The organism is Spongiactinospora rosea, assembly GCF_003315795.1.
Taxonomy (GTDB): domain Bacteria; phylum Actinomycetota; class Actinomycetes; order Streptosporangiales; family Streptosporangiaceae; genus Spongiactinospora; species Spongiactinospora rosea.
In genome coordinates this window covers 85,342-100,051 of sequence record NZ_QMEY01000031.1, presented here as the reverse complement: position 1 = coordinate 100,051, position 14,710 = coordinate 85,342, and the positions used below count along the sequence as shown (strand labels likewise).

The window sequence follows — 14,710 nt, the reverse complement described above, 5'->3', positions numbered from 1 at the left end:
CCCAGGCTTATCCCGAAGTCAGGGGCAGGTTACTCACGTGTTACTCACCCGTTCGCCGCTCGAGTACCCCGAAGGGCCTTTCCGCTCGACTTGCATGTGTTAAGCACGCCGCCAGCGTTCGTCCTGAGCCAGGATCAAACTCTCCAAACAATGCTTGAAGAACCATCATCCTGCACGAGACACCCACCCGGCTAAAGGGCGATAAGCGGCGTCTCGTTCAAAGGAATCCACCACCCCCACCAAATAAGGTGAGAGTGACGGGGTCATACATGTAATTCGTACATGCACTGGCTTTTAGCACACTGTTGAGTTCTCAAAAAACGGGCGCGTACACCATCAAGTCCGGACCGGCCGAGCCAGCCACACCCTCCGGGGCAGACTTCTTCATTCCAGACTCTACCAGTTCGCCAGAACCGCGTCAAACGGTGCATCCGACGATCAAGCAGAGATCTTTGGGACACCCTGTCGCCAGGGCGGCCCCGTGAACTTACCGTGCAATCCGCAGCGCGTCGAACTCGACCGGATCACCGAGAGGTCAACACCGCCTGCGATCTTGACAGGTGCCGTTGCAGGCGACCGAGTCAAGAAGCTCACCCTGGGGCCCGTCCGCCGCGATCGGCGTCCGGTTCGCTCCCGGGTGCAATGAAGATTAGGCGGCGCTCAGAGGGCAGTCAAATCGCGGCTCTGGCGGACATGCAGGTCAACGGCCCGCCCACCACGGGCGCCCGGCTTTGCGACCGGAACGTTACATTGCGCCGAACACATCGAGACCCAACGGCAACATCCAACACACCGGCCCCGACCTCGACAAACGCCCGAAGCCCTGGGAAACGCCCAAGGCCCCGGGACATCGGGACGACGGTCAGGCTCCGGTGACCTCGACCCCGCCGATGGATCGCTTGCCCCGGCGCAGGACCAGGTACCGCCCGTGCAGGAGATCATCACTGACCGGCACGTACGCCTCGTCGGTCACCTTGGCGTTGTTGAGGTAGGCCCCGCCCTCCTTGACCGCACGCCGCGCCGCCGACTTCGACTCCACCAGGCCGCTCTCGGCGAGCAGGTCGACGTACGTGGCCCCCAGGGCCGGCACCGAGGCGCGAGGGACCTCGGCCAGGGCCGAGCCGAGGGTGCGTGCGTCCAGCTCGGACAGGGACCCCTGGCCGAACAGGGCTTTGGAGGCGGCGACCACGCGGGCCAGCTCGTCACTGCCGTGGACCATCGCGGTCACGTCCTCGGCGAGGGTCCGCTGCGCCTCGCGGGCGGCCGGGCGGTCGGCGACCGCCTTCTCCAGCGCCTCGATCTCCTCGCGGCCGCGGAAGGTGAACACCTTCAGGAAGCGCACCACGTCGCGGTCGTCGGCGTTCAGCCAGAACTGGTAGAACGCGTACGGCGAGGTCAGCTCCGGATCCAGCCACACCGCCCCGCCGGCCGTCTTACCGAACTTCGTGCCGTCGGCCTTGGTGATGAGCTTGCCGGTCAGGGCGTGCACGTGCGCGCCCTCGACCCGGCGGATCAGGTCGACGCCCGCGGTGATGTTGCCCCACTGGTCGCTGCCGCCCACCTGCAACGCGCAGCCGAACCTGCGGTACAGCTCCAGGTAGTCGTTGGCCTGCAGGATCTGGTAGCTGAACTCGGTGTAGCTGAGTCCTTCGCCGGCCAGCCGCGCGGAGACCGACTCGCGGGCCAGCATCCGGTTGATCGGGAAGTGCTTGCCCACGTCGCGCAGGAAGTCGATGGCCGAGAGGCCGGAGGTCCAGTCCAGGTTGCTGACCAGCTCGGCCGAGGTCGGGCCGGGCTCGAAGGACAGGAACTTCTCCACCTGCGCGCGGATCCGGGCGACCCATTCCGCGACCAGCTCGGACGAGTTGAGCGCGCGTTCGGTGCTGCGCCCGCTGGGGTCGCCGATCAGGCCGGTGGCCCCGCCGACCAGGCCGATCGGGCGGTGTCCCGCCCGCTGGAAGCGGGTGAGGATCAGCAGCGTGGCGAGGTTGCCCAGGTGGAGTGAGGGCGCGGTGGGGTCGTAGCCGCTATAGACCGTGATCGGACCCTCGGCCAGCGCCGCGCGCAGGGCGTCGGCGTCGGTGGTCTGCGCGAGCACGTCGCGCCATTCGAGCTCATCGAGGATGTCCGTCACGTTCCTGACTTTCGTCGTTCGGTCACTGGTATGAAGCCGATGCGCGCCGGCGCGCATGACCCGGTACGGCAAAGCCTGCCCGATCGGACGCCCAGTCCGCCACTCGAAACCCTCACCCGCGCGGGGCGACCGCGGCGCGGCGGCGGGGCACGTGGGCGCGGTAAGGCGAGACGGTCGGGTCTCCGTCGATCCAGAAGCGCCACGGCGTGTCCACCCCCGTGGAGATGCCGGTGCGCGGGCCGGACCGGACCACGAGTCCGTCCATCTGGCTGGGGCGGACGGACAGCGAACCGCCGTCGCAGGCGTCCAGGCCGTTGTGCGCGCGGCCGAAGCCGAGCGCGGTGGCCAGCCGCGCGGGGCCGCGGGCGAGGTCGCGGTCGCGTACGGCGGGGCCGCGCCGCTCGCGCGCCTCGGCCGCGCCCTCGATGACCTCCCCCGCGCGCAGCAGCACCGCCGAGCCCTCCCCCTCGCCGCGGCAGACGAGGTTGGCGCAGAAGTGCATGCCGTAGGTGAAGTAGACGTACAGGTGGCCGGGCGGCCCGAACATCACCTCGTTGCGCCGGGTCATCCCCCGGTAGGTGTGGGACGCGGGATCTTCGCCCGGCAGGCCGTACGCCTCGACCTCGGTCAGCCGGAGCGCCACCGGCCCGTGGACGAGGACCGTGCCGAGCAGGCCGGGCGCGACCTCCTCGGCGGGACGGGCGAAGAAGTCGCGGGCCAGGCCCGGTACGGCGGGCATGTCACGCGCCCGCGGCCCAGGCCGCCTGGGCGTCCACGACCTCGCGCAGCGACAGGAGCTGGTCGCGGACCCGGTCGGGGGCCGTGCCGCCGTGGGCCTTGCGGGCGGCCAGGGCGCCCGGCACGTTGAGGACGTCGCGGGAGTCGGGGGTGAAGTGCGGAGAGACCTTGGCCAGCTCCTCGTCGGTGATCTCGTCGAGGGTCTTGTCGTTGACCTGGCACCACACCACCAGGTGCCCGACCGCCTCGTGCGCGTCGCGGAACGGCACGCCCTTGCGGACCAGGAGCTCGGCCAGGTCGGTGGCGAGGGCGAAGCCGTCGGGGGCGCTGGCGGTCAGCCGCGCGGTGTTGACCCGCATGGTGGCGACCAGCCCGGCGACCGCGGGCAGCACCAGCAGCAGCGTGTCGACCGCGTCGAACACCGGCTCCTTGTCCTCCTGCAGGTCGCGGTTGTAGGTGAGCGGGAGGCCCTTCAGCACGGTGAGCAGCGTGGTCAGCGCGCCGATCAGCCGCCCGGACTTGCCCCTGGCCAGCTCGGCGACGTCGGGGTTCTTCTTCTGCGGCATGATCGAGGAGCCGGTCGAGTAGGCGTCGTCCATCTCGATCCAGCGGAACTCCTGGGAGGCCCACAGGACGATCTCCTCGCCCAGCCTGGACAGGTGGACGCCGATCATCGCGGCGCAGAACAGGAACTCGGCGGCGAAGTCGCGGTCGGCCACGGCATCCATCGAGTTGGGGGCGGCCGAGCCGAAGCCCAGCTCCTCGGCCACGGTCTGCGGGTCGAGCGGCAGGGAGGAGCCAGCGAGGGCGCCGGCGCCCAGCGGGGAGACCGCGGCCCGGCGGTCCCAGTCGCGCAGCCGGTCGATGTCGCGGGCGAAGGCGTGGACGTGCGCGAGGAGCTGGTGGCCGAATGCCACCGGCTGGGCGTGCTGCAGGTGGGTCATGCCCGGCGCGGCCGTCTCGGTGTGCTGCTCGGCCTGGCTCATCAGCGCCGTCTCCAGCTCGACTAGCCTGGACACGATGTGCCTGACATGGTCGCGCAGGTAGAGCCGCAGGTCGGTGGCCACCTGGTCGTTACGGCTGCGGCCGGCCCGCAGCTTGCCGCCGAGCGCGCCGAGCCGCTCCAGCAGCCCGCGCTCCAGCGCCGTGTGGACGTCCTCGTCGGCCACCGTGGGCCGGAACTCCCCGGACACGCAGGCGCGCTCCAGGTCGTCGAGCGCGCCGATCATGCGGCTCAGCTCGTCGTCGTCCAGCAGCCCCGCCCGGTTCAGGACCCGGGCGTGCGCCCGGGAGGCCAGCAGGTCGTACGGCGCGAGCCGCCAGTCGAACTGAACACTCACCGACAGGCGCGTCAGCGCGTCGGCGGGACCCCCCTCGAACCGGCCGCCCCACAACCGCATCGGCTTGCCACCCTCACTCACCGTGTCTCCCTCCCTTATCCTTCCGCGACCTTACTCCGACCCGCGCACCACTTGAGCGCGTCCATGCGACGCGCCGGTCACCAGCCGAGGTGACCGGCGCGGTGAGGTGGTTCACCTGCGGGTGTCGCGAGCCGCGGCGATCTTCGATGGCAGGCTCCACAATTCCACGAAGCCCTTGGCCGACGACTGGTCGAACGTGTCGCCGGTGTCGTATGTGGCGAGGCTGAAGTCGTACAGGGACGCTTCGGAGCGGCGTCCGGTGACGACCGCCCTGCCTCCGTGCAGGATCATTCTGATCTCGCCGGTGACGTGGCGCTGGGCCTCCGCGATGAAGGCGTCCAGGGCCCTCTTCAGCGGGGAGGTCCACAGCCCGTCGTAGACGAGTTCGGTCCAGCGCTGGTCGACGCCGCGCTTGAACCTGGCGAGGTCGCGCTCGACGGTGACGTTCTCCAGCTCCATGTGGGCGGCGATCAGGGTGATCGCGCCCGGCGCCTCGTAGATCTCCCGTGACTTGATGCCCACCAGGCGGTCCTCGACCAGGTCGATGCGGCCGACGCCGTGCGCGCCCGCGCGGTCGTTCAGCTCGGCGATGATCTCGAACGGCGTCAGCGCCCTGCCGTCGAGGGCCACCGGCACGCCGCGGTCGAAGGTGATCACCACCTCGTCGGGCTCGCGGGGGCCCGCCGGGTCGGCGGTGTAGGCGTAGACCTCCTCCGAGGGGCCGTTCCAGATGTCCTCAAGGAAGCCGGTCTCGATGGCCCTGCCCCAGATGTTCTGGTCGATCGAGTACGGGGACCGCTTGGTGACGTCGATCGGCAGGCCCTTCTCCTCGGCGAAGGCGATGGCCTTGTCGCGGGTCCAGGCGTGGTCGCGGGCCGGAGCGATCACCTGCAGCTCGGGGGCCAGCGCGGCGAGGCCCGCCTCGAAGCGGACCTGGTCGTTGCCCTTGCCGGTGCAGCCGTGCGAGACATGGGTGCCGCCGAACTCCCTGGCCGCGGCCACCAGGTGCTCGACGATCAGCGGCCGCGACAGCGCGGACACCAGCGGGTAGCGGTCCATGTAGAGGGCGTTGGCCTGGAGCGCGGGCACGCAGTACCGGGCCGCGAACTCCTCGCGGGCGTCGACCACGACGGACTCCACGGCGCCGCAGTCGATCGCCCGCCGCCTGATGACCTCCATGTCCTCGCCACCCTGACCGACGTCCACCGCGACGGCGACCACCTCGGCCCCCATCTTCTCGGCGAGGAACGGGATGGCGACGGAGGTGTCCAGGCCGCCGGAGTAGGCGAGTACGACGCGGTCGTTCATGGCGAATCAGCTTCCCGATATCTGGGCTTCCGGATGGGCGGGGTCGGGTGAGCCCGCGTCAGGGCGACGCGGGCCAGGTACGTCGATCGGCCGCCTTGAGCAGGGCGTCGGCCACGGCCTGGCCACCCTGCGGGTCCCGGCTGATGACGAGGATCGTGTCGTCTCCCGCGACCGTGCCGAGGATGGTCTCCCAGCCGGCGTGGTCGATCGCCGAGGCGAGGAACTGCGCGGCCCCCGGCGGGGTGCGGGCGATCACCAGGTTGGCCGACGCCTCGGCCGAGACCAGCAGTTCTTCGGCGATGCGGCGCAGCCGGGCGGCGGGGCTCTCCCCCGCGCCCAGGCGGCGCGGCTGGATGCGCGCGCCGCCCTCGCCGGGCAGCGCGTAGACCAGCGAGCCGTCCTCGGCGCGCAGCCGCAGCGCGCCCAGCTCGTCCAGGTCGCGCGAGAGCGTCGCCTGGGTGACCTCCACGCCGCTCTCGGCGAGCATCCTGGCCAGCTCGGGCTGGGAGCGCACGGCCTCGCGGCGCAGGAGCTCGGTGATGCGGGCCTGCCTGGCCGCCTTGGTCGCCGGGATGGTCACGACGCGCTCTCCATTAAGAACGCGAGCAGCGCCTTCTGCGCGTGCAACCGGTTCTCGGCCTGGTCCCATACGGCGCTGTGCGGTCCGTCGATGACCTCGGCGGTGATCTCCAGGCCGCGGTAGGCGGGCAGGCAGTGCAGGACGACGGCGTCGGGGGCGGCGTGCTCAAGCAGCTCGGCGCAGACCTGGTACGGCATCAGCGCGGCGATCCGCTCGTCCTTGTCCTCCTGGCCCATCGACACCCAGGTGTCGGTGGCGATGACGTGCGCGCCGCGCACGGCAGCGGCGGGGTCGGAGACGGCCACGACGGACCCGCCGGTGCGGGCGGCGATGGTGGCGGCCTTGTCCAGGATCAGCGCGTCCGGCTGGTAGCCGGGGGGCGCGCCGATCCGTACGTGCATCCCGGCGGTGGCGCCGCCGAGCAGGTAGGAGTGGGCCATGTTGTTGGCGCCGTCGCCCAGGTAGGTGAGGCTGAGTCCGGCCAGGGCGCCGGTGCGTTCCCGGATGGTCTGCAGGTCGGCGAGGATCTGGCAGGGGTGGAAGGCGTCGGTGAGGGCGTTGACCACCGGCACGGTGGCGGCCGCGGCCATGGCCTCGATGCGCTCCTGGCCGTAGGTGCGCCACACCACGGCGGCGACCTGGCGGGACAGCACCCGCGCGGTGTCCTCGATCGGCTCGCCCCGGCCCATCTGGGAGCTGCCCGCGTCGATGACCAGCGGCTGGCCGCCGAGATCGGCGATGCCGGTGGCGAAGGAGATGCGCGTGCGGGTGGAGTGCTTGTCGAACAGCACGGCGACCGTCTGCGGACCGGCCAGCGGCCGGTGGCCGAAGCGGTCCTTCTTCATCGCGTCGGCCAGGTCCAGGACCTGGGCCTGCTCGGCCGGCGACAGGTCGTCATCGCGCAGGAAGTGCCTGGTCATGGCAGTACCTCCGACAGGATCGCGGGCAGTGCGGCGACGAAGGAGGCGATCTCGGCCTCGGTGATCAGCAGCGGCGGGGCCAGCCGGAGCGCACCGGGTTTTACCGCGTTGACGAGGAACCCGGCGCGCAGGGCGGCGGCCTGGACCTGGGGGGCGAGATCGGCGGTGAGCAGGACGCCGAGCCACAGGCCGCGCCCGCGGACCCCGGCGAGCAGCGGGTGGCGGATCGAGGCGATGCCGCGGGACAGCGCCACCCCGGCCGAGTACGCCTGCTCCAGCAGGCCCTCGCGTTCGATCGTGTCGAGCACGGCCAGGGCCGCCGCGCACGAGACCGGGTTGCCGCCGAACGTCGAGCCGTGGTCGCCCTTGGCGAACAGCGTGCCCGCGTCGCCGAGCCCGATGCACGCGCCGATCGGCATGCCCCCGCCGAGGCCCTTGGCCAGGGTGAGGATGTCGGGGAGCGGGCCTTCGGCCTGGTGGGCGAACCAGTAGCCGGTCCGGCCGATGCCCGACTGGATCTCGTCGGCGACCAGCAGCGCGCCGGTGGCGTCGCAGATCTCCCTGGCGGCGGCGAAGTAGCCGTCCGGCGGCGTGAGAACGCCGGCCTCGCCCTGGGTGGGCTCAAGGAAGATGCCGGCGCACTGGTCGGTGACGGCGTTCTTGAGCGCGTCGGCGTCGCCGTAGGGAACGAAGCGGACGTCCAGCGGGAAGGGCCCGAACTGGTCGCGGATGGACGCCTTGCCGGTGAGGGACAGCGCGCCGAGCGTGCGGCCGTGGAAGCCGTTCTCCGCGGCGACCACGTAGTTGCGGCCCCTGGCCTTGCCGTACTTGAGCACCAGCTTCAGCGCGCACTCGTTGGCCTCGGTGCCGGAGTTGGCGAGGAACACCCGGCCGGGGGCGTCGAGCAGGTCGAGCAGCCGCTCGGCGAGCAGCACCTCGGGCTTGTGCACGAACAGGTTGGAGGTGTGCGCCAGCGTCGCTACCTGGTCGGAGACGGCCTGGACCAGGGCGGGGTGGGCGTGGCCGAGCGAGCTGACCGCGATGCCGCCGATCAGGTCCAGGTACTCGCGCCCGTCCACGTCCCAGACGCGGCAGCCGAGGCCGCGCGCCAGCACGGGGGACGGGACCCCGTAGTTGGGCATGAAGGCCGCCTCGAAGCGTTCCTTCAGGTCCTGGGAATCGGCGGATGCGGCGTCGCCGTGCGGGCTCACGCTTGGACCTCCTGGTCGTCGGTTTCTGCCGTTTCTCCGGGGCCGCCGGACGTGCCCGTGGGGACCACCATGGTGCCCACGCCCTCGTCGGTGAAGACCTCCAGGAGCAGGGCGTGCGGCACCCGCCCGTCCAGTACGTGTGCCTGCGGCACTCCGCCGCGCACGGCGGTGAGGCAGGCCCCCATCTTGGGCAGCATGCCGCTGGACAGGGACGGGAGCAGCGTCGCCAGCTCGTCGTCGGTGATGCTGCTGATGATCTCGCCGCTCGCGGGCCAGTCGGCGTACAGGCCCTCGACGTCGGTGAGGACCACCAGCTTCTGCGCGCCGAGCGCGACGGCCAGCTCGGCGGCGGCGGTGTCGGCGTTGACGTTGTAGACGGTGCCGTCCTCGCCTCTGGCGATGCTGCTGATCACGGGGATGCGCCCGTTGTCCAGCAGCGCGCGCACGGCTCCGGCCTCCACCTTGACGATGTCGCCGACCTGCCCGATGTCGACCTGCTCGCCGTCCACGACGGCGTACTTGCGGGCGGCGGTGAACAGGTGGGCGTCCTCGCCGGACATGCCCACCGCGAACGGGCCGTGGTCGTTGATCAGCCCGACCACGTCCCGGTTGACCTGCCCGACCAGCACCATCCTGACCACTTCCATGGCCTCGGGACTGGTGACCCGCAGCCCGGCGGTGAAGCTGGACTCGATGCCGAGCCGGTCGAGGTGGGCGCTGATCTGCGGGCCGCCGCCGTGTACGACCACCGGCCGCAGCCCCGCGTAGCGCAGGAACACCACGTCCTCGGCGAACGCGGCCTTGAGTTCGTCGTCGGTCATGGCGTTGCCGCCGTACTTGATGACGACGGTCGCGCCGTGGAACTCGGCCAGCCAGGGCAGCGCCTCGATCAGCGTCGCGGCCTTCGTGGCGGCGGTGAGGTCGCTCATGTGGAGTACGCCGAGTTCTCGTGGACGTAGGCGGCGGTCAGGTCGGTGGTGTGGATGGTGGCGGACTCGCTGCCGGCCGACAGGTCGATGGTGACGGTGACATCGCGGGGGCGCAGGTCCACCTTGCTCCGGTCGTCGCCGGCCGCGCCGCCGCGGCAGATCCAGATGCCGTTGATCGCCACGTTGACGCGCTCGGGCTCGAACGCCGCGTCGGTGGTGCCGACCGCGGACAGGACCCGGCCCCAGTTGGGGTCCTCGCCGTGCACGGCGCACTTGAACAGGTTGCTGCGGGCCACCGCGCGGCCCACGGTGACCGCGTCGGCCACGGTGGCCGCGCCGATGACCTCGATGGCGACGGCCTTGGTGGCGCCCTCGGCGTCGACCAGGAGCTGCCTGGCGAGGTCGGCGCAGACCTCGGTGACCTTCTCGGCGAACTCGGCCTCGGCCGGGGTGACCCCGGCGGCGCCGCTGGCCAGCAGCAGCACGGTGTCGTTGGTGGACATGCAGCCGTCGGTGTCCAGGCGGTCGAAGGTGACCGCGGTGGCCGCGCGCAGCACCGCGTCGAGGCGGTCGGCGGGCACGTCGGCGTCGGTGGTGATCACGCAGAGCATGGTGGCCAGGCCGGGGGCGAGCATGCCCGCGCCCTTGGCCATGCCGCCCACCATGTAGCCGTCGCCGCGGCGGAAGGAGATCTTGGAGACCGTGTCGGTGGTGCGGATCGCGTCGGCGGCGGGCAGCCCGCCGTCCCTGCTGAGCTGCCCGGCGGCGGACTCCACGCCCGCCAGCAGTGCGTCCATGGGCAACCGCTCGCCGATCAGCCCGGTGGAGCAGACGGCGATCTCGCCTGCTGACTCGCCGAGCAGCGCGGCGGCCTTCTCGGCGGTGGCGTGGGTGTCCTGGAACCCCTCGGGGCCGGTGCAGGCGTTGGCCCCGCCGGAGTTGAGGACGACCGCGGTGACCCGTCCGCCCGCGAGCACCTGGCGGGACCACAGCACCGGGGCCGCCTGGACGCGGTTGGCGGTGAAGACCCCCGCGGCGGCGTGGGAGGGCCCGTCGTTGACCACGAGCGCGAGGTCGCGCTGGTCGCCCGACTTGAGCCCGGCGGCGACGCCCGCCGCCCTGAATCCGAGTGGTGCGGTAACGCTCATGGAGCGACTCCGTTGAGGGGAAGGCCGGCTTCTTCCGGCAGGCCGAGAGCGAGGTTGGCGCTTTGGATCGCGCCTCCGGCGGTGCCTTTGGTGAGGTTGTCGATGGCGATGACGGCGATGATCCGGCCCGCCCGCTCGTCCAGGGTCACCTGGAGGGCCGCGGTGTTGGAGCCGGTCGTCATGGCGGTGGCGGGCCAGGTGCCCTCGGGCAGCAGGCGCAGGAACGGCTCGCCGGCGGTCGCCGCGTGGTACGCCTCGCGCAGCGCGCCCGCCGTGACGCCGGGTGCGGCCGGGGCGGTGCAGGTGGCGAGGATGCCGCGGCTCATCGGGGCGAGGGTCGGAGTGAAGGAGACCCGCACGGCGGTGCCCGCCACGGCCGCGAGGTTCTGTTCCATTTCGGGGGTGTGGCGGTGGACGCCGCCCACGCCGTAGGCGCTGACCGAGCCCATCACCTCGCTGGCGAGCAGGTGGGGCTTCGGCGATCGCCCGGCGCCGCTGGTGCCGCTGGCCGCGACCACGACCACGTCGGAGCCCGCCATGCCGGCGGCGAAGGCGGGCGCGAGGGCGAGGGTCACGGCGGTCGGATAGCAGCCTGGCACGGCGATCCTGCGGGTCGCGCGCAGGCGCTCGCGCTGCCCGGGAAGCTCGGGCAGGCCGTACGGCCAGGCGCCCGCGTGCGGGCCGCCGTAGAAGTGCTCCCAGGCGGCGGGATCGGTCAGCCGGTGGTCGGCGCCGCAGTCGACCACCAGGGTGGCCGAGCCGAGGCTCGCGGCCAGCTCGGCGGACCTGCCGTGCGGCAGCGCCAGGAAGACGACGTCGTGCCCGTCCAGGGTCTCGGGGGTGGTGTCCAGCAGCCTGCGGTCGGCGAGCTGGGCGAGGTGGGGCTGGTGGTCACCGAGGAGGGCGCCGGAATTGGACCCGGCGGTCAGCGCGCCGATCTCCAGCTCGGGGTGGCCCAGCAGCAGGCGCAGCAGCTCACCCCCCGCGTATCCGCTCGCTCCGGCGACGGCCGCGCGCGCTCCCAAATCGACTCAGCTCCTCTGCTGTTCGCATATTCATGCATCACCTTGCATGAGCTTGCTAAAGAGTATGCATCAGCAGGCATGCCCATGCAAGCGCCCTTCCGAACGCCCGGGAGCGCCACCTTCGGCTGCCCCGGCGCACATACCGGTCGGTATCCTGGCCGCTGGCCCGCCGGTTCCCGCCGCCCACGCCGAGGAGATCACGTTGACCCATGACGAGGTGGAGGCGCGGCTCACCGCGCCGGGGCGGCTCTTCGAGATGACCGAGGCCGAGGCGGGCGGGCACCGGATCCGCACCTGGAAGAACGCTCCGGCCCACTTCCGCGCGCTGCTCACGGCCAGCCGCAGGCACGGCGAGCGGGTGTTCCTGCGCTACGAGGACGAGCGGGTCACCTTCGAAGACCACTTCCGCCGGGCCGCCGCGCTGGCCGGGCGGCTGGCCGGGGAGTACGGCGTCGCCAAGGGCGACCGCGTCGCCATCGCCATGCGCAACTACCCCGAATGGGTGGTCGCGTTCTCCGCCGTCCTGGCCGCCGGGGCGGTGGCGGTGCCGCTGAACGCCTGGTGGACCAGGCGGGAGCTGGCGTTCGGGCTGGCCGACTCGGGCGCGGCGGTGCTGATCGCCGACGGGGAGCGGGCCCGGCTGATGGCGGACGCGGGCGTGCGGATCATCGTCACCCGGCCGGGCGGGAGCGTGCCGCCGGGCGCCGCCGTACTGGCCGACCTGATCGGGGAGCCCACCGGCGAGGTGACCCTCCCCGAGGTGGACCTGACGCCGGACGACCCGGCCACCATCTTCTACACCTCCGGCACCACCGGACGGCCCAAGGGCGCGCTGGGCACCCACCGCAACGTCGGGCAGGCCCCGCTGACCGTCGGCTACTCGCTGTCGCGCGGCGCGGCCATGCGCCGCGGCGACCCCGGACGGGCGAGCGGGCGGCGCAGGGTCACCCTGCTGGCCGTGCCGCTCTTCCACGTCACCGGCTGTTTCGGCAGCATGCTCTCGGCCATGTTCGGCGGCGCGACGATCGTGCTCATGTACAAGTGGGACGCCGGACAGGCGCTGCGGCTGATCGAGCGGGAGCGGGTCACCGGGGTCACCGGCACGCCGACCAACGCCTGGCAGCTCATGGCGCACCCCGGCTTCGGCGACCACGACGTCGCGAGCCTCGGCACGCTGTTCTACGGCGGCGCCCCGGCCCCGCCGAGCCTGCTCGCGCGCATCCGTGACCGGCTGCCCGGCCGCGCGCCGTCCAACGTGTACGGCATGACCGAGACCAGCGCGCTGATCATCGACAACAGCGGCGGGGCCTACCCCGACCGGCCGGACAGTGTGGGCAGGCCCGTCCCGGTCGTGGACGTACGGGTCACCGGCCCGGGGGGCGCGAAGGCCCGGCCCGGCGAGGTGGGCGAGCTGTGCGTACGCGGCGCCCCGGTGGTCGGCGGCTACTGGAACCGGCCCGAGGCCACCGCCGAGTCCTTCGCCGGCGGCTGGTTCCGCACCGGCGACCTGGCCCGCGTGGACGAGGACGGCCTGGTCTTCATTGTCGACCGGGTCAAGGACATGGTCATCCGCGGGGGCGAGAACGTCTACTGCGCCGAGGTCGAGGCCGCCCTGTTCGAGCATCCGGCGGTGCGTGACGCGGCCGTGATCGGCGTCCCGCACGACGAGCTGGGCGAGGAGGTCGGCGCGGTGATCCACACCACGCCCGGCGCCGCGCTCGCGCCGGGCGACCTCACCGGCTTCCTCAAGGGCAGGATCGCCCCGTTCAAGATCCCCGCCCACTACTGGTTCCGGCAGGGCGAACTCCCCCGCAACCCCGGCGGCAAGATCGTGAAGGATCTCCTGCGCCGGGAGGTCCTGGGCTCCTGACCGGCCGCGCGGGCGGAAAATGGTTTGCCCCGCCCGGCGTGGCCCGGTGACAATCTTCATTCGTGCCAGATTCCGAACGGTCACTGCGCGCCCTGATCCGCCATCTGCGAATGGACCTCGGCCCGCTGCGCGAGTCCCGCGACTTCCGGTATCTCATGGGCTCCGGGCTGATCACGATGTTCGGCAGCTTCCTGACGTACGTCACCGTGCCGTTGCAGATGAAGCAGCTCACCGGCTCCTATGTGGCGGTCGGCCTGATCAGCCTGGTGGAGTTCGTGCCGATGGTGGTGTTCGGGCTGTGGGGCGGGGCCATCGCCGACGCGCTCGACCGGCGCCGGATCGTGCTCATCTGTGAGGCGGGCCTGGCGCTGGTCGCGGGCCTGCTGACGCTCAACGCGCTGCTGCCCCACCCGCAGGTGTGGGCGCTGTTCGTGCTGGCCCCGCTGCTGGCGGCCCTGGACAGCCTGCAGCGCCCCAGCCTGGACGCCATGGTGCCGCGGGTCGTGCGGCACGACCAGCTCACCGCCGCCGCGGCCCTGATCAGCTTCCGCTGGAACCTCGGCGCCATCGCCGGGCCCGCCCTGGCCGGGCTGATCGTGGCGGCCGCGGGACCGGCCATGACCTACGGCATCGACGTGCTGACCTACCTGCTGTCGCTGCTCTTGCTGTGGCGGGTGCGGGCCACGCCGCCACGTGAGGACGCCGCGCCGGCGACCCTGCGCAGCCTGGTCGAGGGCGTCCGCTACGCGGTGCGCAGGCCCGACCTGATGGGCACCTACCTGGTGGACATGGCCGCGATGTTCTTCGCCATGGCCAACGCGCTGTACCCGTTCCTGGCCGATGAGCTGCGCGCGCCGCAGGCGGTGGGCCTGCTCTACTCCGCGGCGGCCGTCGGGGCGCTGCTCGCCTCTGTCACCTCCGGCTGGACGAGAAACGTGCACCGGCACGGCATGGGCGTGATCCTGGCGGCGGCGGTGTGGGGGCTCGCGGTGCTGGTCGCGGCGTTCGCGCCCAGCCTGTGGCTGGTGTTCGCCTGCCTGGCCGTCGCCGGTGGAGCCGACATGATCAGCGGCATCTTCCGTTCCACGATCTGGAACCAGACCATCCCCGACGAGCTGCGCGGCCGGCTGGCCGGGATCGAGCTGCTGTCCTACTCCTCCGGGCCGATGCTCGGCAACGGCAGGGCCGGGCTGATGGCCGACCTCGGCGGCACCCGCTTCTCCCTGGGCGCGGGCGGCGTGCTGTGCGTGGGCGCGGTGGCGGCGATGGCGGCGCTGCTGCCGAAGTTCCGCCGCTACGACGCCCGTACCGACGAGCACGCGCTGACCGAGCGCGCCCGCCGCGAGGCCGCGGCCACCTAGCGCGGCGGCATGCGAAAGGGCCGGTGCGAGAGGTTCGCACCGGCCCTTGCCCGGCCCGATGGGGC

12 protein-coding genes and 1 rRNA gene are annotated in these 14,710 nt (G+C 72.0%); 2 read left to right on the top strand and 11 right to left on the bottom strand.

Going from position 1 to position 14,710, the window contains the following annotated elements; genetic code table 11:
• From DP939_RS40040 to argC, 11 genes are all read right to left on the bottom strand, one after another.
• A 16S ribosomal RNA gene (locus DP939_RS40040) occupies nt 1–150 on the bottom strand; the annotation flags it as partial.
• Between the two features lie 712 nt (nt 151–862).
• Nucleotides 863–2,134, bottom strand: coding sequence for a tyrosine--tRNA ligase (tyrS, locus tag DP939_RS40035; protein WP_113986059.1), 1,272 nt, complete (start codon nt 2,132–2,134; stop codon nt 863–865).
• A gap of 112 nt (nt 2,135–2,246) precedes the next feature.
• The gene (locus DP939_RS40030; protein ID WP_113986058.1) at nt 2,247–2,873 is read right to left on the bottom strand and encodes a DNA-3-methyladenine glycosylase; all 627 of its coding nucleotides are present in this window, start codon (nt 2,871–2,873) and stop codon (nt 2,247–2,249) included.
• Between the two features lies 1 nt (nt 2,874).
• Nucleotides 2,875–4,272, bottom strand: coding sequence for an argininosuccinate lyase (argH, locus tag DP939_RS40025; protein ID WP_113986057.1), 1,398 nt, complete (start codon nt 4,270–4,272; stop codon nt 2,875–2,877).
• A 132-nt stretch (nt 4,273–4,404) separates the two neighbouring features.
• Nucleotides 4,405–5,601, bottom strand: coding sequence for an argininosuccinate synthase (locus tag DP939_RS40020; protein ID WP_113986056.1), 1,197 nt, complete (start codon nt 5,599–5,601; stop codon nt 4,405–4,407).
• 58 nt (nt 5,602–5,659) lie between these two features.
• Nucleotides 5,660–6,181 (bottom strand): arginine repressor, encoded by a 522-nt coding sequence (locus DP939_RS40015; protein WP_225878784.1) that lies wholly within the window; start codon nt 6,179–6,181, stop codon nt 5,660–5,662.
• Nucleotides 6,178–7,101 carry an ornithine carbamoyltransferase gene (gene argF, locus DP939_RS40010; protein ID WP_113986055.1) on the bottom strand — a complete coding sequence of 308 codons (924 nt, stop codon included), beginning with the start codon at nt 7,099–7,101 and terminating at the stop codon, nt 6,178–6,180. Before argF ends, DP939_RS40015 begins: the two co-directional genes overlap by 4 nt.
• Complete coding sequence (locus DP939_RS40005; protein ID WP_113986071.1) at nt 7,098–8,243, bottom strand: acetylornithine transaminase; 1,146 nt, start codon at nt 8,241–8,243, stop codon at nt 7,098–7,100. The genes argF and DP939_RS40005 overlap by 4 nt, the downstream gene beginning before the upstream one ends.
• 65 nt (nt 8,244–8,308) lie before the next feature.
• A complete protein-coding gene (gene argB, locus DP939_RS40000; protein WP_113986054.1) occupies nt 8,309–9,241 on the bottom strand; it encodes an acetylglutamate kinase in 933 nt (310 codons plus the stop codon).
• Complete coding sequence (gene argJ / locus DP939_RS39995; protein ID WP_113986053.1) at nt 9,238–10,389, bottom strand: bifunctional glutamate N-acetyltransferase/amino-acid acetyltransferase ArgJ; 1,152 nt, start codon at nt 10,387–10,389, stop codon at nt 9,238–9,240. The genes argB and argJ overlap by 4 nt, the downstream gene beginning before the upstream one ends.
• Nucleotides 10,386–11,414, bottom strand: a complete 1,029-nt coding sequence (gene argC, locus DP939_RS39990; protein ID WP_113986052.1) for an N-acetyl-gamma-glutamyl-phosphate reductase — start codon at nt 11,412–11,414, stop codon at nt 10,386–10,388. The genes argJ and argC overlap by 4 nt, the downstream gene beginning before the upstream one ends.
• Nucleotides 11,415–11,616: 202 nt before the next feature.
• Between argC and DP939_RS39985 the strand changes: the two genes are divergently transcribed.
• Both DP939_RS39985 and DP939_RS39980 read left to right on the top strand, forming a co-directional pair.
• The gene (locus tag DP939_RS39985) at nt 11,617–13,284 is read left to right on the top strand and encodes a class I adenylate-forming enzyme family protein (RefSeq protein WP_225878782.1); all 1,668 of its coding nucleotides are present in this window, start codon (nt 11,617–11,619) and stop codon (nt 13,282–13,284) included.
• A gap of 62 nt (nt 13,285–13,346) precedes the next feature.
• Complete coding sequence (locus tag DP939_RS39980; RefSeq protein ID WP_225878781.1) at nt 13,347–14,645, top strand: MFS transporter; 1,299 nt, start codon at nt 13,347–13,349, stop codon at nt 14,643–14,645.
• Nucleotides 14,646–14,710 lie beyond the last annotated feature (65 nt).